At 71.3% G+C, this 22,532-nt stretch carries 11 protein-coding genes; 3 read left to right on the top strand and 8 right to left on the bottom strand.

Annotated features, from left to right (window positions below):
- Window positions 1–30 precede the first annotated feature (30 nt).
- From ABZ459_RS10710 to ABZ459_RS10700, 3 genes are all read right to left on the bottom strand, one after another.
- Entirely contained in the window at window positions 31–483 is a 453-nt protein-coding gene (locus ABZ459_RS10710) for a hypothetical protein (protein ID WP_357968562.1), read from the bottom strand.
- 40 nt (window positions 484–523) lie between these two features.
- Window positions 524–1,075, bottom strand: coding sequence for a hypothetical protein (locus tag ABZ459_RS10705; protein WP_357968559.1), 552 nt, complete (start codon window positions 1,073–1,075; stop codon window positions 524–526).
- 65 nt (window positions 1,076–1,140) lie between these two features.
- Complete coding sequence (locus ABZ459_RS10700) at window positions 1,141–2,097, bottom strand: NAD-dependent epimerase/dehydratase family protein (RefSeq protein WP_357968556.1); 957 nt, start codon at window positions 2,095–2,097, stop codon at window positions 1,141–1,143.
- Window positions 2,098–2,281: 184 nt separating this feature from the next.
- On the opposite strand from ABZ459_RS10700, the gene ABZ459_RS10695 reads away from it, so the two are divergent.
- Window positions 2,282–2,875 (top strand): hypothetical protein, encoded by a 594-nt coding sequence (locus tag ABZ459_RS10695; protein WP_357968553.1) that lies wholly within the window; start codon window positions 2,282–2,284, stop codon window positions 2,873–2,875.
- A 77-nt stretch (window positions 2,876–2,952) separates the two neighbouring features.
- Window positions 2,953–5,574 carry a M48 family metalloprotease gene (locus ABZ459_RS10690; protein WP_357968550.1) on the top strand — a complete coding sequence of 874 codons (2,622 nt, stop codon included), beginning with the start codon at window positions 2,953–2,955 and terminating at the stop codon, window positions 5,572–5,574.
- Here the strand turns inward: ABZ459_RS10690 and ABZ459_RS10685 are convergent, their stop codons facing one another.
- Both ABZ459_RS10685 and ABZ459_RS10680 read right to left on the bottom strand, forming a co-directional pair.
- Window positions 5,575–7,626 carry a SpoIIE family protein phosphatase gene (locus ABZ459_RS10685; RefSeq protein ID WP_357968548.1) on the bottom strand — a complete coding sequence of 684 codons (2,052 nt, stop codon included), beginning with the start codon at window positions 7,624–7,626 and terminating at the stop codon, window positions 5,575–5,577.
- 80 nt (window positions 7,627–7,706) lie between these two features.
- Entirely contained in the window at window positions 7,707–8,264 is a 558-nt protein-coding gene (locus ABZ459_RS10680) for a TIGR00730 family Rossman fold protein (RefSeq protein ID WP_357968546.1), read from the bottom strand.
- Window positions 8,265–8,371: 107 nt separating this feature from the next.
- Here ABZ459_RS10680 and ABZ459_RS10675 point away from each other — a divergent pair, with 107 nt between their 5' ends.
- A complete protein-coding gene (locus tag ABZ459_RS10675) occupies window positions 8,372–9,277 on the top strand; it encodes a polysaccharide deacetylase (protein ID WP_357968543.1) in 906 nt (301 codons plus the stop codon).
- Window positions 9,278–9,318: 41 nt separating this feature from the next.
- Here the strand turns inward: ABZ459_RS10675 and ABZ459_RS10670 are convergent, their stop codons facing one another.
- The 3 genes from ABZ459_RS10670 to ABZ459_RS10660 form a co-directional block, all read right to left on the bottom strand.
- On the bottom strand, window positions 9,319–10,818 hold the full coding sequence (locus ABZ459_RS10670; protein WP_357968542.1) for an alpha-L-arabinofuranosidase B: 1,500 nt from the start codon (window positions 10,816–10,818) through the stop codon (window positions 9,319–9,321).
- A gap of 568 nt (window positions 10,819–11,386) precedes the next feature.
- Window positions 11,387–11,590, bottom strand: a complete 204-nt coding sequence (locus tag ABZ459_RS10665) for a hypothetical protein (RefSeq protein ID WP_357968539.1) — start codon at window positions 11,588–11,590, stop codon at window positions 11,387–11,389.
- A 46-nt stretch (window positions 11,591–11,636) separates the two neighbouring features.
- Complete coding sequence (locus tag ABZ459_RS10660) at window positions 11,637–22,463, bottom strand: RHS repeat-associated core domain-containing protein (RefSeq protein WP_357968536.1); 10,827 nt, start codon at window positions 22,461–22,463, stop codon at window positions 11,637–11,639.
- Between the last annotated feature and the right edge of the window lie 69 nt (window positions 22,464–22,532).

Here is a 22,532-nt window from a genome sequence, read left to right as displayed (position 1 = left end):
CCGCAGGATCGCGGCCGCGGGCGACGACCGTCAGCGCACCGCGCCCACGACCGCCCTGCCCTCGCGGGCCGCCGCCGCGTAGAACGGCGCCAGCGCCTCCAGCCCTTCGTACGCCCCGCCCGCGTGACCGGCGCCGAATTTCCACCCCTCCTCGGCCAGGCCCCGCGAGACCGCCGCCACCTGGGCGGGATCCAGCGCGAACGGCGGCCCGTAGCCGACCTCGCACCCCGCCATGTCGTTCGCGCCGTCCTCGCCGGTGGCCGCCGCCAGCCAGGGGAAGCACTGCCTCCACCGCGCGGTGCCGTGCTCGGCCTCGGCCCGTCCCTCGGCGATGGCGGTGAGCGAGCGGTGGTCGTCCGCGAACAGGTCCGTCTCCAGGGGGAGACCGCGCAACCGGCCCTCGAAGACGACCCCGACGAGGGCGGGGTCGGCCCGTACGGACTCCAGCAGCGCGGCCTCGATCTTCGCGAGATTCAACCTCATCGACACGATCATGGATCGTACGCCGGCGCCCGGCACGCTCCTAGAGTGCGGCGAACGGCCCCCGTTCCACCACGATCACCTTGTCGTCGGCGTACCCGTCCAGGTCTGCGGCGTTCCAGCTCTCGCCCGGTCGGATCTGGTGGAACCGGAACGTCGCGTTGGTCTCGTTCGCGGTCACGACGCAGCGCACCGGGCCGGGCGGGTGGAGGGCGCGGGCGAGCCGGCTGACCTCCAGGGCGAGCGCCACGCCGTGCAGCAGCAGGACGCGCTGGCCCGCCTCGCCGATCACGGGCGCGTGGCCGGCGTCGACGACCTCGACCGGGACGAAGTCCTCCAGATGCACGGAACTCCTGTCGCACTCCCAGCCGGTGAGGTCGTGGAAGGGCTCGGGGGCACGTCCGGCGCCGTCCGTCGAGGCGGCCCAGCCGAGCACCTCGCCCCGCCGGACGAGCCCCTGGGCCACCCGTTCCCGCAGGCCGGGGGCGAGGCCGCCCGGCGGGGCGAGCGTGGCCGGGCCGCCCGTCATGCCGAGCAGACCGGCCGCGGAGTCGTTCATCGTCATGCGCAGCACGCCGTCCATGATCCCGGTCACGGCGTGCCCGCGCGAGCGACCAGGCGACCGGCCCCGCACGCCGACGACAGGGCGATGACCAGGGGTCAGGTGAGCAGGCGGAGGAGGTCGGCCTCCTCGTCTGCGGTGAGGCCGGCGCGGGTCACCCGGTGGCCGGAGTCGCGCAGCCAGGCGAGCGTGTCGCGGGCCGTGTCGGCGACCGGGCGGATGCGCAGACCGGCGGCCAGCGTGGCGGAGGTGTCCCGGGCCATGAACCCGGCGTATTCCGGCAGCGGCAACCACAGCGGCAGCGAACGCGGCCCGGCCCACGGCTCGGCCTCGTGCCCGGTGAGGAACTCCTGGCCCGCCCAGACGAGCTCCGGCGCCACCGCCAGCCCCTCGGCGATCATCGCCAGCATCTCGCCCCTGGTGAAGGGCATGGAGATCCCGTCGTACGGGCCGGTGAGCCCGGCCTGCGCCGCGTCGAGCGTCCAGGCCGCGAGATCGCGTACGTCGACGAGCTGCACCAGATCGCCGGGCGAGCCCGGAGCCAGCACGGGGCCGCCGCGCGCCAGCCGCTCGACCCAGTAGGTGAACCGGTCGGACTGGTCCTCCGGGCCGACGATCAGCCCGGCCCGGACGTGCAGCGCGTCGTCGCCGAGGATCTGCTCGCAGGCCACCTTGGCCGGCCCGTAGTTCTCCGGGTCGCTCTCGTCGGCGCCGGCGGGCAACGGGTCGTGCAGGACCTGGTTGACCCGGGTCGCGTCGGAGTAGACGCTGCACGACGAGACGAACGTGTAGTGACCGGCCCGGCCCGCCAGCTCCGTGACCGCACGCCGCACCTGGCTGGGCAGCCTGGCGACGTCGACGACCAGGTCGAACGCCCCCTTCAGCGGCGCGAGCCCGCCGTCCGCGGACCGGTCGACCCGGACGAACTCCACGCCCGAGGGCGGTTCGCCGGCCACGCCGCGCGCCGCGCACACCACCTCGTGCCCGCGATCGCGGGCCTGCCGCGCGATCTCCCTGGACAGAAATCTCGTGCCGCCAAGAACAAGTGTCCGCATGCCTGCCATCCTGGCCCACCCGGCCCCGCCGGCCCACCGCCCTTCACTTCCAGCGCAACACTTCCCCGGCGGCGGGACGGCCGCGAAACTGGTCGATCGTATTCCGCAGTCATGTATCCACGAAGCGGCGGACATGCTCTCATAGGGGTGATTCGGGGACTCAGTTCAAGTCAGGCGAGGAGACATGCCCGAACCAGGCTCCCCAGAATCCGGCTCCCCACAACCCGGCTCCCCACAACCCGGCTCCCCACAACCCGGCACTGTCGGCGACGGCTCCCGTCGTACGGCGCCGACCATCGAGGAGGCCGCCCGGACGATCCTGCTCGACGTGGCCCCCGAGGACGTGCGGTTCCTGCCGCTGGCCTGCGCGGACTTCTTCGGCAACCCGACCGCCCGCAGACGCGCGGTCCGCGCCACGCTGCGCGGACGCGAACGCGACCAGCCCACCGGCTTCGACGCGGGCGAGGGCATGCAGCTCGTCCTCGGCGTGGTCCTGACCCTGCTCAACGGCGTGGCCTGCGAGGTGCTGACGGGCATGACGACCGAGCGGGTCGACCGGTTGCGGGCCCGGTGGCGGGAGCGCCGCCGGCGCAGGGCGCTGACCTCGGCCGTCGCGCCGCAGGCCGAGCGCACGCCGTTGCCCAGGGTGAGCGCGGTCGAGGCGGCGGCCATCGGCGCGCAGGCGGCCGAGATCGTGCTGGCGGCGGGGATGCCCGCGGAGCTCGCCCAGCGCGTGAACACGCTGCTCGCCGCGGCCCTCATCGACCCGCGGCCCTGACCGTGCACCCGCCCGTCGGCCCCTCCCGGGAGGTGACGGCGCCGGCCGGCGCACCCGCGGTGCCGCCTCCGCCGAGGTTGGACCCGTTCGCGCTGCCGGCGGCGACCACGGCCCGCTTCCTGCTCATGATCGTCGTCGCGGTCACCAGCGCCGTGCACCTGTACCTGGTCCTGCTCGACCGGTACGCCGCCGGCAACACGGACCTCGGCCCTCGTGGCTGCGCCCTGGCCGCGGGATCCGGCGCGGGACGGATCCCCGACGGCGTCCTGGTCTCGGCCTACGTCGAGTGCGTCCAGCGGGATTCGGCGCGTACCGGGTGGGTGGTGATCGGCATGGTGGCCGGGCTGCTCGCCGTGGCCGTCGTGATCCACCTCCTCCACCCGCGCCTGGTCATGCTCTCCCGCCCGCGACCGCTGGCCCAGTTCGCGGTGGACGAGGGCATGGCCGCCGTGGTGCGGCGCGTCGAGGACACCGTCCGGGCCCTGGCCCCGGGGACCGAGGTGTACGTCGCGACACTGCGCGCGAGCGCGAGCGGCCGGGCCTTCGGCCGTCGTCCCCGGTACCGGATCATCCTCGACCTCGGGCTGCTGCGCGCGGCCGACGCCGACCCCGGGCAACTCGACACCGTCCTCGCCCACGAGCTGGCCCATCTGCGCAACAAGGACGTCGGCCTGACCACGTTCGCCTTCGCGATCTGGTGGGCGTACCTGCTGGTCGTCGCGCTGCCCCTGCTGCTGCTCGCGGCGGTCGAGCCGGGCCTGCTCGCCGTCCTGCCGTGGCGGCTGGCGGCCGTGCTGGCCCTGCTGTGGTTCGCCCGCACCTCGGTGCTCAGGACCAGGGAGTACTACGCCGACCTGCGCGGCTGTGCCACGCCGGACGGTGAGCGGCTGCTCCTGGACACGCTGGCCCCCACGCCGGCGGACGACGGGCGGCGCCGACGGGACCGGGGGCCGTTGTCGTTCCACCCCGGCGACGAGGAGCGGGCGGACGTCATCCGCGGCGCGCCCCGGCTGTTCCGGATCGGCGTGGTGGAGTCCGCGGCCGCCGGCGCGCTGCTCGGACTGGGGTACTCCCCGTGCGTGCACCTCGTGGAGATGATCTTCCCCACGGCCGTGGCCTCCCTGTTCACTCCGGAGCGCCTGGCCGTCGGGGTGCTGTTCGGGGCGCTGGCCACCGGGGCGGTCGCGGGCACCGTGTGGCGGGCCGGGCTGCTGGCGCAGGCCACGCACACGCGTCCGCCGTCCACGCTGCCCGCCGCGCTGGCGCTGACGGCGGGGCTGGTGACCGGTCAGCTCGTCGCGCCGCCGCTGGCGACCGCGGCCGGCTCGTGGGCCGACATCCTGGCCAGGTCCCCCGTGATCGCGGTCGTGCTGGCGGCGCTGCTCGCCGTCCTGTTCCAGCTGATGCTCAGGTGGGCGGTCCTGTGCGCGTCGGTGTGGCTGCCGCTGGCCCGGCGGGTCCGTACGGCCGCGCTGGCCGGCGCGGCGCTGTCGGCGTTGATCTTCGGATCCTGGTTGAGCTTCTGGTTCGACATGATCGCGTGGCTGATCGACAGCGCGGTGAGCTGGGACATCCTCTGGTTCGGCCTGTTCAGCACCGCGTTCAACCCGACGTTGCAGCTCTGCGTCGTGCTGGCGTGCGCCGTCGCCTCGGTCGGCTGGGCGGCGCGGCGCGGCCTGCCGCCCCGGCCCCTCGCGGCCGTCTGGCGGGACGCGCCGCCGAGCCGTCTGGCGGCGCCCCGCATGCCGCTGCCTGCGGTCAACGTCACCGCGCTGGCGATCTGCCTCGCCTACGCCGGGGTGATGATCCCCTTCTACGGCTGGCTCCGCTCGGCCCTCGGCGGCGTGCCGCTCACGGGGACCGTTCCCATGGCGAACGCGCCCGGCATCTTCGCCCCGGTGCTGATCGTTGCGACCGCCGTGGCCCTGGCCGGAGCGTTCTGCTTCGGCGTGGCGGCCGGGGGGCGAGGCGGCAGCGCGCCGGTCGTGGCGGGCGCCGGGGTTCTCATGTTGCTGGCCGTGTTCGGACTCGTACCGCTGATCTTCGTGCACCTGGTCGCCGCGGCGTGCGGCGCCGGGCAGTTCTCGTCCTGCATGGCTCTTCTGCCGCGCTTCGTCGACCTGTCGCAGAGCGGGCCGATCTTCACGGTCGGGTTCGCCGGGATGATCGTCGCGGGCACCGCCGTCGCGTGGCTGGGCAGCGCTCTGCGCGGCGCTGTGCAGGCGCTGTCGGCCGCGGGCCCCCGGCCTTGGGGGGCACGTCCGTGGAACGGCGCCACAGGCCGGCCGGTCGGCGCCGTGTTGTCGCTCGTCCCCACCGCGTTCGGCGCGCTGCTCTTCGGCTACCTGGCCGTCAACGCGTTGGCCACCGCCGGCGGCAAGCCTGCACCGGTCGATCGCACGGCCGTGGAGCGAGAGCTCCGCGCGGCTCCCCGGGGTCCGCTGCCGCCGGCCCGCGCCTGCTCGGCCGTCGCTGCGGTCAGCTCCGGACTGTTGTTCACCGACACCTTCGACTTCTCCCGCGTCATCGCGGGCATGGCCAGGAGTGCCGGGCACGCCATGGCCGCGCGCGACCCTGCCCTCCAGGCCATGGGACGCGAGACCGCCACTGCCCTGCTGTCCGGAGACTCCGGACGGGCATACCGCGCCCATGACGCTCTGCGCCACCTGTGCGTGGTCACGGGCGCGCTGCCCGCCTGATCACTCCTCCGCCGCGGGCGGGAGCCGCAGGGCGATGACGGCGATGTCGTCGAGGCCGGTGCTGGGCAGGCCGCTGAGCACCTGGTCGCAGAAGTTCTCCAGCGGCTCGGCGGCGAGCGACTCCGCCACCCGGCGCAGCCGTTCGAGACCGAGGTCCAGGTGCTCGCCCGACCGTTCGATGAGCCCGTCGGTGTAGAGCAGCAGCGTGCTGCCCGGCGGCAGCGGCTCGGTCAGGGAGGCGCGGGTCTCGTCGTCGAAGAAGCCGAGCAGCGGGCTGACGGCCCCTTCCAGGAAACGTCCGTGGCCCTGGGCGGTGACCAGCAGGGGCGGCGGATGGCCGGCCACCGCGAACCGCAGCCGATGTCCGCCGTCGCTCTCCTCCACGCGGGCGAACACGCATGTGGCCGTGACCTCGGAGGACAACGACTCCATCGCGACGTTGAGCCGGGTCAGGATCTCGCCGGGCGGCTCGCAGCGGTCCATCGCCAGCGCCCGCAGCATGTTGCGCAGCTGGCTCATCAGGACGGCCGCCGACAGGTCGTGTCCCGCCACGTCGCCGATGACCAGCGCCGGGACGCCGTCGGGCAGGACGAAGGAGTCGTACCAGTCGCCGCCCACCTCGGCGGCGCTGGGGCTGGCCCGGTAGCGGGCCACGATCCGCAGGCCGGGCAGCCGCGGCGGCTCGGCGAGCAGGCTGTACTGCAGGGCCAGCGCGATCTGCTGGGTGCGCTGGAAGCGGATGGCCCGGCTCAGGGCGTCGTGGGCGTGGCCGAACATGTTGCCCAGCAGCGTGATGTCGGCCCGGTTGATCGCCGGACGGTCCCCGCACGTCACCACCCCGACCACGGCGGGGACCGCGCCGTCGACCACGACCGGCAGGACCAGCATGCTGTTGGCGCCGCTGGCCGCCAGCCACGCGCGGGTGCTTTCCGGCGCCAGGTCGGGCGGCGGGCACCCGGCGGGGAACGTCTGTAGCACGGGCCGCCGCCGGCGTACGACCGCCACGAAGGCGTTGCTGTCGTCGACCTGCTCCTCGCTGTACGGCGACAGCGGCGCCAGGCCGCGACGGGCCGCGGTGACCAGCCGCTCGACGACGAACGGCGCCTCGCCGCGCCGATCGCCGGTGAGGTCGGTGATGAGGTAGACGCCGCAGCCGTCGGCCAGTTCGGGCACGATGACGTCGGACAGCGCGCCGAGCATCTCCTCCAGGCTGGAGAGCTGGGCCGTGGCCGCCGCGGCGCTGTCGAGCAGGCGCTGCCGCCGCTGCTCCTGCCACTGCTCCTCGATGTCGGTGCACGACCCCACCCACTCCACGAGCTGGCCGTTCTCGCAGATGGGCACGGCGCGCATCTCGAAGTGCCGGTAGGAGCCGTCGGCGGTGTGCAGCCGGTAGACGTGCTCCCAGGTCTCGGTGGCCCTGCTGACCGCCCCGGACCACGACCTGATCGTGTCCTCGCGGTCGTCGGGATGGACCATCTTCAGCCAGCCCTGCCCCCGGTGCCCCTCCCACGGCTGCCCGGTGACCCGCTCCCAGCTCGGGCTGGGCTCGTGCACGTAGCCGTCGCGGGTGGTCACCCAGACGATCTGCGCGCTGACCTTCATCAGGCTCTCGTAACGGCGCAGGATGCGGCGGCGTTCCTCGGCGAGGGCCTCGATCCGGCGGGCCGCGGTGACCTGGTCGGTCACCTCCATCACCACTTCGAGCACGCCGTAGTCGCCCGGCCCGAAGACCACGCGCGACAGGCTGGAGGTGAAGAACCGCCGCTCCTCGCACTCCGGCCCGACGACGTACTCCGGCTCCGCCGTGGTGACGAACGGCTCGCCGGTGGCGTAGACCCGGTCGAACTGCGCGCGGAAGTGCACCTGGACGAACTCCGCGAACGCCTCCGCGACCGGCATCCCGGTACGGCTGTCGGCGAACAGGGAGCGGTAGGCGGCGTTGGTGTAGACCAGGCGGTGGTCGGGGCCGCGCGCGACCGCCACGCCGACCGGCGCCGGTTCCAGCACCTCGAACGCCAGCCCGCTGCCCGCGGGCTCGCCGTCAGCCCCCATCGTGACCTCCCCCGACGGCCACAGCCTCCTTCCCCCCTACCCCCGCACGATCCGCCCCGAACGCGCGCCGCGGGGGCCGGTCAGCCGTCGGCGCCCGGCGGGACCAGGCCCGACTGCTCCTCCAGGTAGGCGATGGCCCCGACGCCCTCCTCGGCGAAGAACACCAGCTCGGTGAGGGGCAACGGCAGGAAGCCCTCCGCCTCCATGCGCTGGAACTGCTGCTTCAGCCCGTCGTAGAAGCCCGCGGTGTTCAGCAGCACGACCGGCTTGGCGTGCAGGCCGTGCTTGCGCAGTTCCAGGATCTCGGTGGCCTCGTCGAGCGTGCCGCTGCCGCCCACCATGATGACGAAGCCGTCGGCGCGGGACAGGAGCTGCGCCTTGCGCTCGGCCAGGTCGCGGGTGATCATCATCTCGTCGGCGCCTGGCCGGGCCTTGTGCGCCAGGAACTCGACCGAGACACCCACCAGGCGGCCGCCGGCCTCCTGCACGCCGTCGGCCATGACCTTCATCAGGCCGCTGTCGGAGCCGCCCCACACCAGGGTGTGCCCGCCCTTGCCGATGAGCTCGGCGAACTCGCGGGCGGGGCCGGTGTAACGCTCGTCGAGGTCGGCGGCGGAGCAGAAGACGCAGATGTTCACGCCGCCACTGTAGGCGAACCTGCCCAGGCCAGGGCACCTGGGAAGAATCTGCCCAAGATCCGTCGACCCCGGTGCCCGCCCGTCGCGGCGGGGGTACGTCCTGGTCCATGAAGAAAGCCATCAACGTCTGCTTCGGCGTGGACGTGGACGCCGTGGCGGGCTGGATCGGCTCGTACGGCGGCCAGGACTCGCCCAACGACATCCAGCGGGGCGTGTTCGCCGCCGAGGTCGGGACCCCGAGGCTGCTGCGCCTGTTCGCCCGCGAAGGGATCAGGACGAGCTGGTTCGTCCCCGGACATTCGGCGGAGTCGTTCCCCGACCAGATGCGGCGGATCGTCGAGGCCGGGCACGACGTCGGCGCGCACGGCTACATGCACGAGAACCCGGTCGCGATGTCCGCCCAGCAGGAGGAGGACGTCCTGGCGCGCAGCCTGGAGGTGCTGGAGAAGATGCTCGGCGTCCGGCCCCGGGGCTATGTGGCGCCGTGGTGGGAGATGTCCGCGCGGACCGTCGAGCTGCTGCTGCGCTACGGCTTCGGCTACGACCACTCGCAGTCCTACCGCGACTTCCAGCCCTTCTACGCCCGCAAGGGCGAGCGGTGGACGCGCATCGACTACGAGCAGGCCGCCTCCACCTGGATGAAGCCGCTCGTGCCCGGCCAGGAGGTGGACCTGGTGGAGTTCTCGGCCAACTGGTACCTGGACGACCTGCCGCCGATGATGTTCATCAAGAGCTCGCCGAACAGCCACGGCTTCGTCAACCCGCGCGACCTCGAACAGCAGTGGCGCGACCAGTTCGACTGGGTCTACCGCGAGCTGGACTACGCGGTCTTCCCCGTCACGCTGCATCCCGACGTCAGCGGGCGTCCCCAGGTGCTGCTGATGCTGGAGCGGCTCATCGCGTACATGCGCGGGCACAAGGGGGTCACGTTCATGTCGATGGCCGAGGCCGAGATCGACTTCCGCGCCCGTTACCCCTTCGACGGCCGGGCGCGCCCGGCCGACATGCACTGAGCCGTCCCCGGCCGCGGGCCGGGGACGGCTCGGGCCCCCGTCTATGCCCAGGGCGGGCCGACGACCCAGCTCACGTCCGCCGCCCAGGAGGCGGCGTTGTCGAAGGCGTGCGAGCCGCCGTTGCTCGCGATGTAGACGGTGTTGTCGTAGTGGCGCAGGAACCGGTCGGGGAAGTTCGCGGCGGCGAACGACGTGCCCTGGCCGCTCTTGCCCGCCTGCGGGCAGAAGGTGGCGTCGGCGGCGAACAGCGCGCTGCCGTCGTCGTGCTGCCGGTAGAGCTGGTAGTTGCGGTGCCGCAGGTAGTCACCGGGGTAGTTGCGCGACTCGAACGACACGCACGACCCTCCGGCCAGGCCGCTGCGGACGATCCACGTGGCGTCGCTCCTGTCCAGCGACGAGCTGCCGGAACCGATCACCGACGTGACGACCTGGTCGTTCTGGTGGCGCAGGTAGCGGGTGGTGCAGCAGGCCGTGGTCGCGCGCAGCGAGACGGAGGCGCCGGGGGTGAGCGTCCCGTCCGCGCCGCCGCCCGTGGTGGTGTAGCCGGCGGCGACGATGTTCGCCTGCACGGCGTTCTCGGTGGCGGTCGAGGGGTAGCCGGCGGTCATCACGCCCTCGTAGAAGGTGCCCGCGGAGCCGTTGCTGTTGTCGCCGCCGATCCCGAGGATGATCGCCCCCTCCTTCTTCATGGGGTTGTAGCCGGGGGCGTTGGGACGGGGGCCGTCGTAGTAGGTGGACAGGCCGCCGGACTGGGCGTTCCCGGCGCGGATCGCCCAGTGGTTCGGCTCGCCCTTGACGACGGCGGTCAGGTAGCGGTGGCTGACGCTGGGGTCGCCCGGGTTGTAGCCCGGGTTCACGCCGGAGAACAGGCCGTTCTCCAGGTCGGCCATGACCCAGGGGCCGTTGCCGGTGCCGTAGCCCCAGACCTTGATGTCGCCGAAGTAGATGGCCTCCATGGTGCCGTTGCCGTTGTCGCGGCTGTTGGTCTCGGCGTTGCCGTAGTCGAAGCAGCAGCCGCCGTTGTGGTGGGTGCCGTCGAGGACGGCGTACATGCCTTCGGGCTGGTCGCCCTTGGCGACGCCGTTGGTGCCGTTGTCGCGGTAGCCGGTGCCGGGGGTGACGCGCACGCCGTACGCCCTGTGGCCGTTGACCATGGTCGGGGCGGCGGTCGCGATCGCGAGGTTGTCGTACCCGCCGGGCGCCGGGCCGGGGAAGCCGCCGGGGGGCGCCTGGGTGAGGTGGTTGCCCCGTCCGGACTGGTCGTAGATGACCGTGATGAGGCACGTCGTGCCGGCGCAGAACGTGTCCTGGGCGGCGGCGTCGGCGTAACCGCCCGCGGCGAGCAGGCCGATGTCGCGGGTGGCGTTGTCGGAGGAGCGGCGGACCTGGTAGAGCGGGCCGTTGTAGGCGCCGTACAGGGCGCGGGTCGTGCTGTGGGCCGCCACGCAGGGGGTGCCGCCGGCGGCGTAGATGTCGCACGACTGCTGGGTGGCGGCCCGCGCCGCCGAGGGGACGCCGGCGAGCAGCCCGGCGACGAGCACGACGGCGGCTCCCGCCTTTTCGAGAACGCTTGATGTGGACCGGGACCTCATCACTCGACCTCCGCTTCTCCAGGAAATTCCAGGCACGGGAACGCGCACTCACGCGCACGCCACAAATGCCCTCCGACCTGCCGCGTCACTGGGATTGTCGCGGCGATGTTATCGCTAACATAATTACCGGCGAGAACCTCCGGGCAGGGATAAGAGACTTGACCGGCCCACTATGAAACGAAATCCCACAACCCGTCAAGCTCTGCTCTGCCCGTGTTCAGCGGGACCCGCTCACGCCGTTTCACCCAGCCGCACCACGACGAGCACTCCGGACGTCAGCCTGCATCCGGTAGGCGTGCCGGCGCTCCACAGCGAGCCGACGGTGAGTGACGTGCCCGCCCGCGCTGGTCGGGGAGCACTACGGGTAAGCGAGGCCGGCAGGGCTCGCTCACGTCGTGGGGCCTCCGCCGTGACCGGAATGCCCGCTCACACGTCGCGACAGGTACCGCCTTCCTGCGGCACCTGGCCCAAGTCCCATGGGAGACGTCTCGGCCGGCGCCGGCCGAGACGTCTCCCATCAGCCGACGTCCCCGTCGCGAGGTGTGACGTCACTCTCGCCGGCGCCGAAGGAGTGTCGCCACTCAAGGGCGGTGAGCACACTCCCGACGACCGCCAGAACGGATCCGCCGATCAGGAGCGGGACCGCCCAGGACTTCGGGTCGGACAGCATGGTGGCGACGATGAGGGTGGCGGCGCTCCAGAAGGAGAACGCGGACGCCATCACCACCACCCTGCGAAGAATTCGCATTCCACGCCCCGACGTCGGCCTACTGCGATCCAATATTCAGTTCCTTGACCATCGGTACGAACATTCCGGACTGCTGATCATAGTACGTGCCCGCTTTGAACTTGAACCAGATCCCGTTCCCCTTGTTGTGGTTCAGGATCACCGCTGCCGCCACGCCGAGGATTCCGGCCGCCGCCCCGCAGACAACTCCGAGCGGTATGCCGATGATTGTAGCGGCGCTTAGCGCGCACAATGCCTCCCCGAACGTACTGATCGCACCGAGGCCGGCTGCGAGGAGGTTGGCGGCGGAGTTGCTCAGGTAGTAGACGCAGTCGCCGCCCTTCGCATTGCATTTCTTCCCGGTGAAGCCGCCCCCTTGCGTGCAGGGCTGCTCCCCCTTCATCTTCTTCGCGCACTCCAGGTAGACGTCGTCGACCCAGTTGCAGTCCTTGATGCGGTCCGTCTTCATGCACGTCATCTGCGAGTCGTACGCGGTGTTGCAGAACTGCGCCGAATGGTTGCCGTACTGCTTGGAGGACATGCAGTCGGAATAGCTGCCGGCGAAGGACTTGCAGCCGTTGTGATCGGCGTCCTTCGCCTGATCCCGACATTTGACGTAGTAATCACTCTCCGCGGCGCAGACGGGCTGGCTGGTTTTGTTGCCGTAACGGCAGCCGCGATACATCTCCGAGGCGTTGCCGCACATCTCTTTGGAGTTGGGATGGCCGGCCCGGCAGGTTCGATAGTTGCCGGCATCCTCGACGCAGACCTTTCTCGTGCTTCCTTCGGCGCGACAGGCGATGTAGTTGTCCTTCGCGTCGAGACAGGTCGGCCGGTCGATCACCGCGGCCCGGCATTCCGCGTACGTCGTGGCCGCGTCCCTGCATGCCCCTGGGGAGCCGCCCTTCGAGACCACTCCCATGTGGGACTTCGCGTCGGCGCGGCAGTCCCCGTAGACGTCCTTGGTCGAGTTGCAGTAGCTCTTGCCGTTCTCCTTGCGGCAGGTCGTGTACTCCTTCTCGGACTCCTTGCAGTACGACTTTCCGTAGTCTTTGACGCACCGGCCGTGGTCGGCGATGATCTCCCCGCACGTCTTGCTCTTCTTCTTCTGCCCCTTGCACTCCTCGTAGGTGTCGACCGGGTTCTTCTTCTTCGACGTGCTCTTGTGCCCGTCCAGGTCGACGTTGGTGAGGGGGTTGTTGTTGGCGTAGGCGTAGCGGTTGAGCTGGACCGACGGGTCGGGGTCCTGCGTGAGGGTGTCGCGCGAGACGAAGCTGCCGGTGGTGGGCTGGTACCAGCGGGCCGCCATGTTGATCATGCGGCTCGTCGGGTCGGTGTAGCCGCCCTGATAGCCGAGCGCGTGCTCGGGGCCGGTGCGCGCGAGGACCTCGCCGAAGGGGTCGTAGGCCACCGAATCAGCCAGTGCGGTCGCGTTGGCGGCGAAGGCCCCGACCAGGTCGCCGCGTAGGTCGGAGAAGGCCAGCTGGGCGCCGGTGCCGTCGTTGATGCCGAGAGTGCGGCCGAGCGCGTCGCGGCCGAAGGTGGCCCGCTTGGCGCCGTTGGCGTCGGTGACAGCCACCAGGTTGTTACTGACCCCCTCGTAGGCGAAGGACAAGGTCTGCCCGCTCTGTGTGCGGGTCTCCATACGATCGAGAGCGTCGTAGCCGTAGGTGACGGCGTCATCGTTGATGAGCCGGTCGAAGGCGTCGAACTTGGTGCGCCGGACGATCCCGGCCGAATCCTCCAGCAGGGTGCCGCGTGCGGTGTACGTGTAGGTGTGCCCGTCGCCCGAGGTCAGGCGGTTGCGTTCGTCGTAGGTGAAGGTCTTGTCGCCGGCCTTGACACGGTTGCCCGAGGCGTCCCACTCGTAGGCGGTCTTCGTGCCGCCCGGGGCGGTCCAGGAGGTGAGCCGGTTGGACTGGTCGTAGGCATAGGTGTTGGTGCCGGCCCCGGCCGTGCCGGTGGTGGTCTTGGCGGTGAGGTTGTCGTTGAGGTCGTAGCCGTACTCGATGGAGGCGATCGCGCCACCCGCGGCAGTGGTGAGCTGGTCCTTGGTCAGCCGGTTCAGCGCGTCGTAGGTGTAGCTGCGCCGCGCGCCTGAGGCCCCGTAGGCCATGGACGTCAGCCGGTTGGCCTTGTCGTAGGCGTAGTCGATGGCGGTGTTGCTGACCGGGTCGATCGACTGGGTCAGCCGGTCGGCCCCGTCCCAGGTGAAGGTGGAGGTGCCGGTCACGTCGACGCGCTGGGCCAGACGGCCGTTGGCGTCGTAGGCGTAGGCGTTGACGTCGCCGCCCGCGCCTGTCGTCTTGAGCAGCAGGCCGCGGTCGTTGAGGGTGAAGTCGAGATCACCGGCGGCGGTCAGGCGGCCCGCCGCGTCGTAGCCGAACGTCTTGTCCTCGGTGTTCGCCTCGGCGCCGGTGCCGGTCTGCTTCACCAGGCGGTTCAGCTCGTCGAAGATCCGGTCTACGCGCACTCCGCCGGGGAGCAGGCTGGTCACCGAGTTGCCGCCGGCGTCGTAGAGGGTGGTCCAGGTCCGGTCTGCCGGGTCGGGGTGGGCGGCGGTGCTCGGCTCGATCATCGACTCGAGCAGGCCCAGGCTGTTGTAGGTGGCGTAGGTGGCGTTCCCGCGACCGTCGGTAGAGCGGGTCTGCGCACCCGCGGCGTCATAACCGAACGTGGTGGTGATCCTCTCGGACGCCGACACCGGTTCGCGCTGTTCGATCAGCCGGTTCGCGGCGTCGAACACCCGCTCGGTGGTGTGCCCCTCACCGGAGGTCTGGCTGGTGGGGTTGCCCGCCAGGTCGTAGCCGATGGTGTGGGTGCGCAGCACCGCACCGGCGTCGTCCAGCTCCTGGATCCGGGTCTTGCGGCCGGCCAGGTCGTAGCCGACCTTGCTGGTCAGGCCCAGCGCGTTGGTGGTCGTCGTCGGGCGGCCGGCGAGGTCGTAGCCGAACGTCGTGGTGTTGCCCAGCGCGTCGGTCTGCCCGGCCAGCGCGCCGGTGGCGTCGTACGTGCGGATGGAGGTGTCGCCGGTGGGCCGGGTCGTCTTGGTCACCCGGCTGGCGTCGTCATACTCCATCTTCGTCACGTACACCGCCTGCGACGGCTTGCGCTCGATCGTGGTCAAGGTGATCTGCCGGCCGAGATCATCGTAGGTGGACTCCGAACGCGCCCCGGTCGGATCCGTCGTCCACAGCGCCTCGCCCAGCAGGTCATAGCCGTAGTTCCACACTCCGGCCGCGGCCGAGCCCGTCCTGGGCGCGGTGACCTGCACCTTGCGACCGAGCCCGTCGTAGACCGCGGTGGTGGTCTGGCCGCGCGGGTCGGTCACGCTGACCGCGTCACCGGCGGCGTTGTAGACGGTGGTGGCCTTGGGCGAGACCGGCTGCCCGCCGGGGGGCGTGTAGGTGGGGAGGAGCTGCTCCACGACCCGCCCGACCCGGTCGAGGGTCGAGCTGACGGCCCGGCCCTCAGGGTCGACCTGCTGCGTGGTCTCGCCGAAGGTGTTGTAGCCCATCTTGGCCGTGGGCCGCTGCGTCGCCGGGGCGCTGCCCGCCCGCTGCACCTGCACCGACGGCAGTCGTACCTGCGTCTTCTGGCCTCTGCTGTCGTAGGTGACGTCGGTGGTGTAGGCGGCCGGGTCGGCCCCGGCGGCGTTGCCGCGCGGGTCGGTCGTCGCCGTGACCAGGCCCCGGTCGTCCACGGTGAGCGTGGTCACCAGGTCCTGCCCGTCGTTGTGCACGGTTTGCCGGACGGGGTGGTCGCCTGCGTCGTAGGCGTACTCGATGGACTCGACGCGGTCGGTGCCCGCCGCGGACAGACTGATCTTCGTGATGTTGCCGTTGGCGTCGTAGACGGGTGTGGTGACCCGGTTCAGCTTGCCCGGGTCCACGGTCTGGGAGACGATCCGTCCGGCCGCGTCGTAGGCGGCCTCCACCCGCAGCGTGCCGTTGCCGGTGGTCTGGCGGATGAGGTGGTCCGCGGCGTCATACACCTTCGAGTCCACCACCACGTCGCGCACGGCATCCGAGCCGTTCAACCTGGCGCCCTTGGCCGTCGTCTCCGCCGGCAGGTTGTCGGCGTAGTAGGTGTAGGCGGTGGTGCGGCCCATGGCGTCGGTCTGCGAGGCCAGCCGTCCAGCCGGGTCGTAGGCGTTCGAGGTCAGCACGATGTCCGTGGCCGCCTGCGGCGCGGTGGGGCTGCCGGTCCAGCCCTTCAGCACCGTCGTGGCCGACTCGCCGCGCGGGGTGTAGGTGTACGCCAGCGTCGTGCCCCGTGCGTCGGTGAAGGAGATCTTCTGGCCCTTGTGGTCGTAGGCGAACGTCTCCACGCTCCCCTCGGGCCCGGTGATCGTCGCCTGCCTGCCGAAGGCGTCGTAGGTGTAGACGGTCCTGCGCGGCGCGTCCCCTCCGGTCAGGTCCTCATTGGTCTCCGTGACCGGCAGGCCGTCCTCGTTGTAACCGGCCGACCAGCGCAGCGTGTGCGTCTTGCCGTCCACCTCGTTCTTGACGGCAGGGCCGGTCCTGGTCAGCGCCCGTCCCATCCCGTCGTAGGCGACCGTGGTCGTGACCCCCTCGGGGAACGCCTGGGAGATCTCCGTCGTGGCGGTCACCCGCCCAAGGGCGTCATGGGTGTACTTCTTGACCAGCCCGGACGGCAGCGTCTCCATCGCGAGGTCGCCGGCGGCGGTGAAGGCGTACGTGGTCTCGTTGCCCTTGTGGTCCTTGTCCGACTTCACCATGCCCGCGGGCGTCGTGCCGCCGCCGACGGCCGGCTCCGTACCGTCGGTGTAGGTCTTGACCGTGCTGCGCCCGGTCGGGAAGTCCGCCGTCGCCGGAGTCGTGGTCCTGGTCTCCTCTCCGAACGAGTTGTACGTCCAGGACGTCATGTAGGTCTCGTCGGCGGCCGAGGCGGACCGGCCGTCCCGCTCACCGATCTTCACGTCGTTGCGGGGGTCGAACGGCTTGTCGACGTCGACGAAGTAGTCGTAGTACTCGGTCGAGCAGTTCGTGCCCGCCGTTCTGCAGGTCTTCTTCGACAGCAGGTTCCCGCGGGCGTTGAACGCCAGCTCGACCGCGTTGCCGTTCGGGTCGATCACCTTGGCCGGGTATCCGCCCACGTCATAGGCCCACTTCATGGTCGCGCCGACCTGGTCGGTCACCGACACCTGCCGGTAGCCACGCTGCGCGTCGGCGACGTAGGTGACGACGCCGTCGTGCGGGTCGGTCACCGTCACGGTCGCGAAGGTGGAGACGGTGGTCTGCTTGGTGTACACCGGGTCCGACAGCTTCCAGGTGCCGCCGTTGGAGTCGGTGTGCGTGACCAGCCGGCCGCCGTCCGGGTTGTAGACGTTGACCGCCCACACGCGGCCCGACGGCTGGGTCACCTTGGTGAGCTGCGGCTGCGGCTTCCCTGCCGCGAAGTGCCGCTGCACGGCCGCCTTGCTCAGGGGCCTGCCGTAGACCGCGACCTCGTCGATGTCGCCGTTGAACGGGAACGGCGCGGTGCTGGTGGTGCTCGACGGCCAGGCCGGGGAACCGTACCCGGATCCGATCCGGGTCTCCGACATCTCGTCGTGCTGGACCTCGCCGGCCAGCGTGCCCACCGCGGCGCCGTCCAGGTAGAGGGTCTGCGTGTGTTCGGCGGGCCGCGTGCTCGAGGCGGGCCTGGTCTCCACCGTCGACAGCACCGCATGGTGCCAGTTGCCGTCGTTCACCGCACCGGTGGAGGTGATGGGAGTGTGCGCGGTGGTGGAAGGGCCGGTGCCGAACTGGCCGTGCAGCTTGCCGTCGGTGCCCACGTACACCACCGGCACGAACGACGCAGGCGTGCTGTTGTCCGCGCTCTGCATCCCGATGACCGTGCCGGACGTGGTGGTCCTGAACCACGCCTCCACCGCCTGCTCGCCGCCCTGACCGCTGATCGCATCGGCCGGGAGCTGCACGTAGGTCGAGGTCGCCGCCCCCTTGAAACGCATCGCGGTGTCCGGCGAGCCGGCCAGCGCGCCCGGCACCCGCGCGCCGAGGTCCGCCGGGGTGGTCCCGTTCAGCTTGGCCTGCTGCTCGGTGATGTTCCAGCCCGCCGCGCTGGCGACGACGGTGCCTGTGCGGGTCTCGCCCTCGTTCAGCCGGTAGTAGTACTTCGGCCCGGAGTCGGTGACCACGCTCTTGTACCGCGAGCCCGTGCCGTACTGGTAGGTCGTGCAGGCCGTCGCCGAGATCGGCGGGCACACCTTGACCAGCAGGTCGCCCTCGTAGGCGTAGGTCCAGGTGAGCGGGTTGCCGTCCACCGGGTCGGTGGAGACGCTCGCGACGTGGTTGCCGGCCCAGGTGAACGTCAGCGACCTGCCGCCCGTCGCGGTCACCTTGGCCAGCTTGCCGTCGGCGCCGCGGGTCAGCTCCTGGGCCCGCCCCCGGTGATCGGTGATCTTCGAGAGGAGGCCGGAGGCGTCGAACCAGTAGGAGGTGGCCGACTTGTCCATCAGGCGCCAGCCACCGGCCTGCTCGGCGGCCATCGTCGCGAACGTCCCCGACGGCGGCGCGTAGGCGCCGTTGCCCATGGACGCGAACCGCAACTGCTCGCCGCCCGGATAGGTCACCAGCAGGCTCCCGGTCGGCTCCTCCTCGATGCGCATGTCCCAGCGGGTCGTCCAGCCGGCCCCGAAGATGCCGTCGGTCCGCGGGTCCAGGCTGTTGTACGTACGGTTCACCGACAGCGGCGGCCCCACCGTCGTCACCGAGGCGTCCGTCGCCGTGGACGCGTAGTTGCCCGAGACATGGTTGAACTCGCGGCCTTGCGTGCCGGCGGCCAGCAGGCCGTTGATGTTGCCCTGCTCGGGAACGGGGGTGAAGGTCCGCCACGACGAGGTGACCGTGGTGTACGTGGTGGCGGCCTTCGCCATCCACGAGTACGTCTCGCCCCACTTCAGCCGGGCGTCGACCACCTGCCAGACGCCTTCCTTGGTCCAGTCCTCGGTCTTCTCCGCCGAGTCCTTGCACCAGCGCCAGTTGGGCGCGCTGCCCGCGCAGAGCTGGAACCAGTACTTGACCTCGCCCTTGTTGTAGGGGCGGGCGTTGACCGACAGCACCGGCGTCAGGGTGCCGACCTGGCTGTTGTGGGCCGGGGAGAACGACTCGAACGGCAGGGCCGTCACGGTCGCGTACACCCAGTCCGACCAGGGCCCGGAGACCCCGGAGGCGGTGGTGGCGCGGGCGCGCCAGCGGATCTGCCAGCCGTCGGTCAGCTTGTCGGCGGGGACGGCCGCCCAGGCGCTGGTGCCGGAGGCGTACTCCTTGTCCGAGGTGCCGGTCCAGATCAGGCCGGTGCCCTGCTCGCTCTTGGCCGGGTCGTGCTCGACCTCGACGTTCAGCCTGCTGAGCCGGTTCTCCGGGTCGGTCACCCTGGCGTACATCGACGGAGTGAGCGACTCGGCGGTCCAGGAGGTGGTGCCGCGGATGGCCGGGTCCATGCCCAGGCCGTCCACGCTGGGCTTACGCAGGTCCACGGTGGCGGCCTGCCAGGGCGACCACTCGCCTTCGGCGCCCGCGGTCGTGACGCCGCGGACCCGCCAGCGGATCTTCATGCCGTCGGTCAGCTTGCCGGCCGGGACCTGCACCCAGGCGTTGCCGCCGGAGGCGTAGCTCGCGGCGCCCTTGCCGGCCCAGATCACGCCGGTGCCCTGGCCGGTCGCCGGGTTGTGCTCGATCTCCGCGCCCAGCACCAGCTTCGACCCGCCGGCGTCGGTCACCTTCGCGTACAGCCATGGCGTGGTCGAGGAGAGCGTCCACGTGTCGCTGCCGCGCGTGGCCGGGACGGCGCCCAGGCCGTTCCCCGCGGTGCCGCTCACCTGGACCGTCGCCGTCTGCCACTCCGACCACGGACTGGCCGCGCCGGACGACGTCGACGCCCGGACGCGCCAGCGGACCAGCCAGCCGTCCTTCAGCTTGCCGGACGTCACGGTGGGCGTCTGCAAGGAACACTTGCTCCAGGTCGAGCACGATCCGCTCGACACCTGGCCGCTGTCGCTCCAGATCAGCCCGCTGCCCTGCCCGGCGGCGGACGGGTCATGTTCGACCTGCGCCTCCAGCTTCAACGACCGCGACTCCGGGTCGGCGCCGTAGGCCGAGAAGGACGGGGTCGTGGACGACAACGTCCACAACCCGGAGGCGAGCTGCCCCGTCGAGACGGACAGGTCCGACACGACCGGCTTGGAGGTGTCCACCCGCGCCATCTGCCACTCCGACCACGCTCCCGCCACGTTGGCGGAGGTGGAGACGCGGACGCGCCAGCGGACCAGCCAGCCGTCCTTCAACTTGCCGGACGTCACGGTGGGCGTCTGCAAGGAACACTTGCTCCACGTCGAGCACGATCCGTTCGACACCTGGCCGCTGTCGCTCCAGATCAGCCCGCTGCCCTGCCCGGCGGCGGACGGGTCGTGCTCGACCTGCGCCTCCAGCTTCAACGACCGCGACTCCGGGTCGGCGCCGTAGGCCGAGAAGGACGGGGTCGTGGACGACAACGTCCACAACTGGGAGGCGAGCTGCCCCGTCGAGACGGACAGGTCCGACACGACCGGCTTGGAGATGTCCACCCGGGCGGCCTGCCACTCCGACCACGGGCTCGCCGCACCGGTCGAGGTGGCGACGCGGACGCGCCAGCGAATCAGCCAGCCGTCCTTCAGCTTGCCGGACGTCACGGTGGGCGTCTGCAAGGAACACTTGCTCCACGTCGAGCACGATCCGCTCGACACCTGGCTGCTGTCGCTCCAGATGACGCCGGTGCCCTGCCCGGCGGCGGACGGGTCGTGCTCGACCTGCGCCTCCAGCTTCAGCGACCGCGACTCGGGGTCGGCGCCGTAGGCCGAGAAGTTCGGGGTCGTGGACGACAACGTCCACAACCCGGAGGCGAGCTGCCCCGTCGAGACGGACAGGTCCGACACGACCGGCTTGGAGGTGTCCACCCGCGCCATCTGCCACTCCGACCACGGCCCCGCCACGTTGGCGGAGGTGGAGGCCCGGACGCGCCAGCGGACCAGCCAGCCGTCCTTCAACTTGCCGGACGTCACGGTGGGCGTCTGCAACGAGCAGTGGTTCCAGGTCGAGCACGATCCGCTCGACATCGAGCCGCTTCCGGACCAGATCAGCCCGCTCCCCTGGGCGGTGGCCGACGGGTCGTGCTCGACCTCGGCGTCCAGCTTCAACGACCGCGTCTGGGGGTCGGTGCCGTAGGCGGCGAAGTAGGGGGTCGTGGAGGACAACGTCCACAACCCGGAGGCGAGCTGCCCCGTCGAGGCCGACACCCCCGTAACGAGCGGCTTGGCGGTGTCCACCCGCGCGAGCTGCCAGCCCGACCACGGCCCCGCCACCACCGCGCCGGGAGAAGCGGTCGACTGCACCACGGCCCGCACGCGCCAGCGGATCGACCAGCCGTTCTGTACGCCTTCCACCGTCGGGGAGGTGTGCGAGGCGGAGCAGGTCTGGCCGGTGAAGCAGGTCTCCCCGAACGTCGTGCTCTGCCCCGACCAGATCAACCCGCTGCCCTGACCCGGCACCGCCGGATCGTGCTCGACCTCGGCCTCCAGCACACCAGGCCGACGATCGGCATCGGAGATCGCCGCCGTGAACACCGGATACTCGCTCGGCAACGTCCACACACCCGACACCGACTGACCCAGCGAAGGCGCCATCTGGCTCACCACCGGGCCGGGCGGAACCGTCCGGAACACCGTCGTGTCCACCCGCGCCGACACCCACGCCGACCACGGCCCCGACACCCCCGACACCGTCGTCGCCCGCGCCCGCCAGCGAACCTGCCAACCATCGGACAACTTCCCCGACGGCACGCCCGCCCAGGCAATCGTCCCCGTCGCATAATCCTTCGACGACGAACCCGCCCAGATCAGCCCCGTCCCCTGAGCCGTGGCGGCCGGATCATGCTCCACCTCCACGTTCAACCTGCTGGACCGATTGTCCGGATCACTCACCTTCGCGAACAGCCACGGCGTCACCGACCCCGCCGTCCACGACGCCGAACCCGCCAGCGCCGGATCCATGCCCAGCGATTCGACCACCGGCTTGCCGAGGTCGATGCGTGCCTGGACCCAGTCGGTCCAAGCTCCCGTGATTCCCTTGGCGGTTTCGCCGCGGGCACGCCAGCGGATCTTCATGCCGTCGGTCAGCTTCGCCGCCGGCACCTGCACCCAGGCGTTCTCGCCGGAGCGGGACGGCTGCGCGCTCGTGCCGGACCAGATCAGGCCGGCCCCTTGACCGGTGGCGGCCGGGTCGTGCTCGATCTCGACCGCGAGCCGGGAGTCGCCGTTCTCCGGGTCGGTGACCTTGGCGTAGAGCCAGGGCGTCGTCGCGGCCGCGGTCCATGCTCCGGAGTCCCAGGTCGCCGGGGTCATCGACAAGCCCGCCACGGACGGCTTGCGCAGGTCGATGACGGTGGCGGACCAGTCCGACCACGGGCCGACCACGTTCGTGGCAGTCTCACCGCGCACCCGCCAGCGCACCTTCATGCCGTCGGCCAGCTTGCCCGCCGGGACCTGCACCCAGGCGTTGCCGCCGGAGGCGTAGGTCGTGGCGCCCTTGCCGGACCAGATGACGCCCGTGCCCTGCCCGGTCGCGGTGGGATCGTGCTCGATCTCCGCCTCCAGCCGCGAGGCGCGCGAGTCGGGATCGGTGACCTTGGCGTAGACCCACGGCGTGGTCGAGGACGCCGTCCACGACAACGCGCCCCTGGTCGCCGGGGTCCACCCACCATCCGACACCGCGGGCTTGCTCACGTCGACCGTGGCCGCCTGCCACGCCGACCACTCACCTTCGACGCCCGCGGTCGTGACACCCCGAACCCGCCAGCGCACCCTCATGCCATCGGCCAGCTTCGCGGCCGGAACCTGCACCCAGGCGAGGCCACCCGAGGCGTAGCTCGTGGCACC

The organism is Nonomuraea sp. NPDC005692 (assembly GCF_040631115.1).
Taxonomy (GTDB): Bacteria; Actinomycetota; Actinomycetes; order Streptosporangiales; family Streptosporangiaceae; genus Nonomuraea.
This window is presented reverse-complemented; position numbering and strand designations above follow the sequence as displayed.

Bases quoted from the DNA above. Each gene is read 5' to 3' on its own strand.
- ABZ459_RS10710 (WP_357968562.1), bottom strand. From the start codon at position 483: ATGAGGTTGAATCTCGCGAAGATCGAGGCCGCGCTGCTGGAGTCCGTA.
- ABZ459_RS10700 (WP_357968556.1), bottom strand. From the start codon at position 2,097: ATGCGGACACTTGTTCTTGGCGGCACGAGATTTCTGTCCAGGGAGATC.
- ABZ459_RS10695 (WP_357968553.1), top strand. From the start codon at position 2,282: ATGCCCGAACCAGGCTCCCCAGAATCCGGCTCCCCACAACCCGGCTCC.
- ABZ459_RS10685 (WP_357968548.1), bottom strand. From the start codon at position 7,626: ATGGGGGCTGACGGCGAGCCCGCGGGCAGCGGGCTGGCGTTCGAGGTG.
- ABZ459_RS10675 (WP_357968543.1), top strand. From the start codon at position 8,372: ATGAAGAAAGCCATCAACGTCTGCTTCGGCGTGGACGTGGACGCCGTG.
- ABZ459_RS10665 (WP_357968539.1), bottom strand. From the start codon at position 11,590: ATGGCGTCCGCGTTCTCCTTCTGGAGCGCCGCCACCCTCATCGTCGCC.
- ABZ459_RS10660 (WP_357968536.1), bottom strand. From the start codon at position 22,463: ATGAGGGTGCGCTGGCGGGTTCGGGGTGTCACGACCGCGGGCGTCGAA.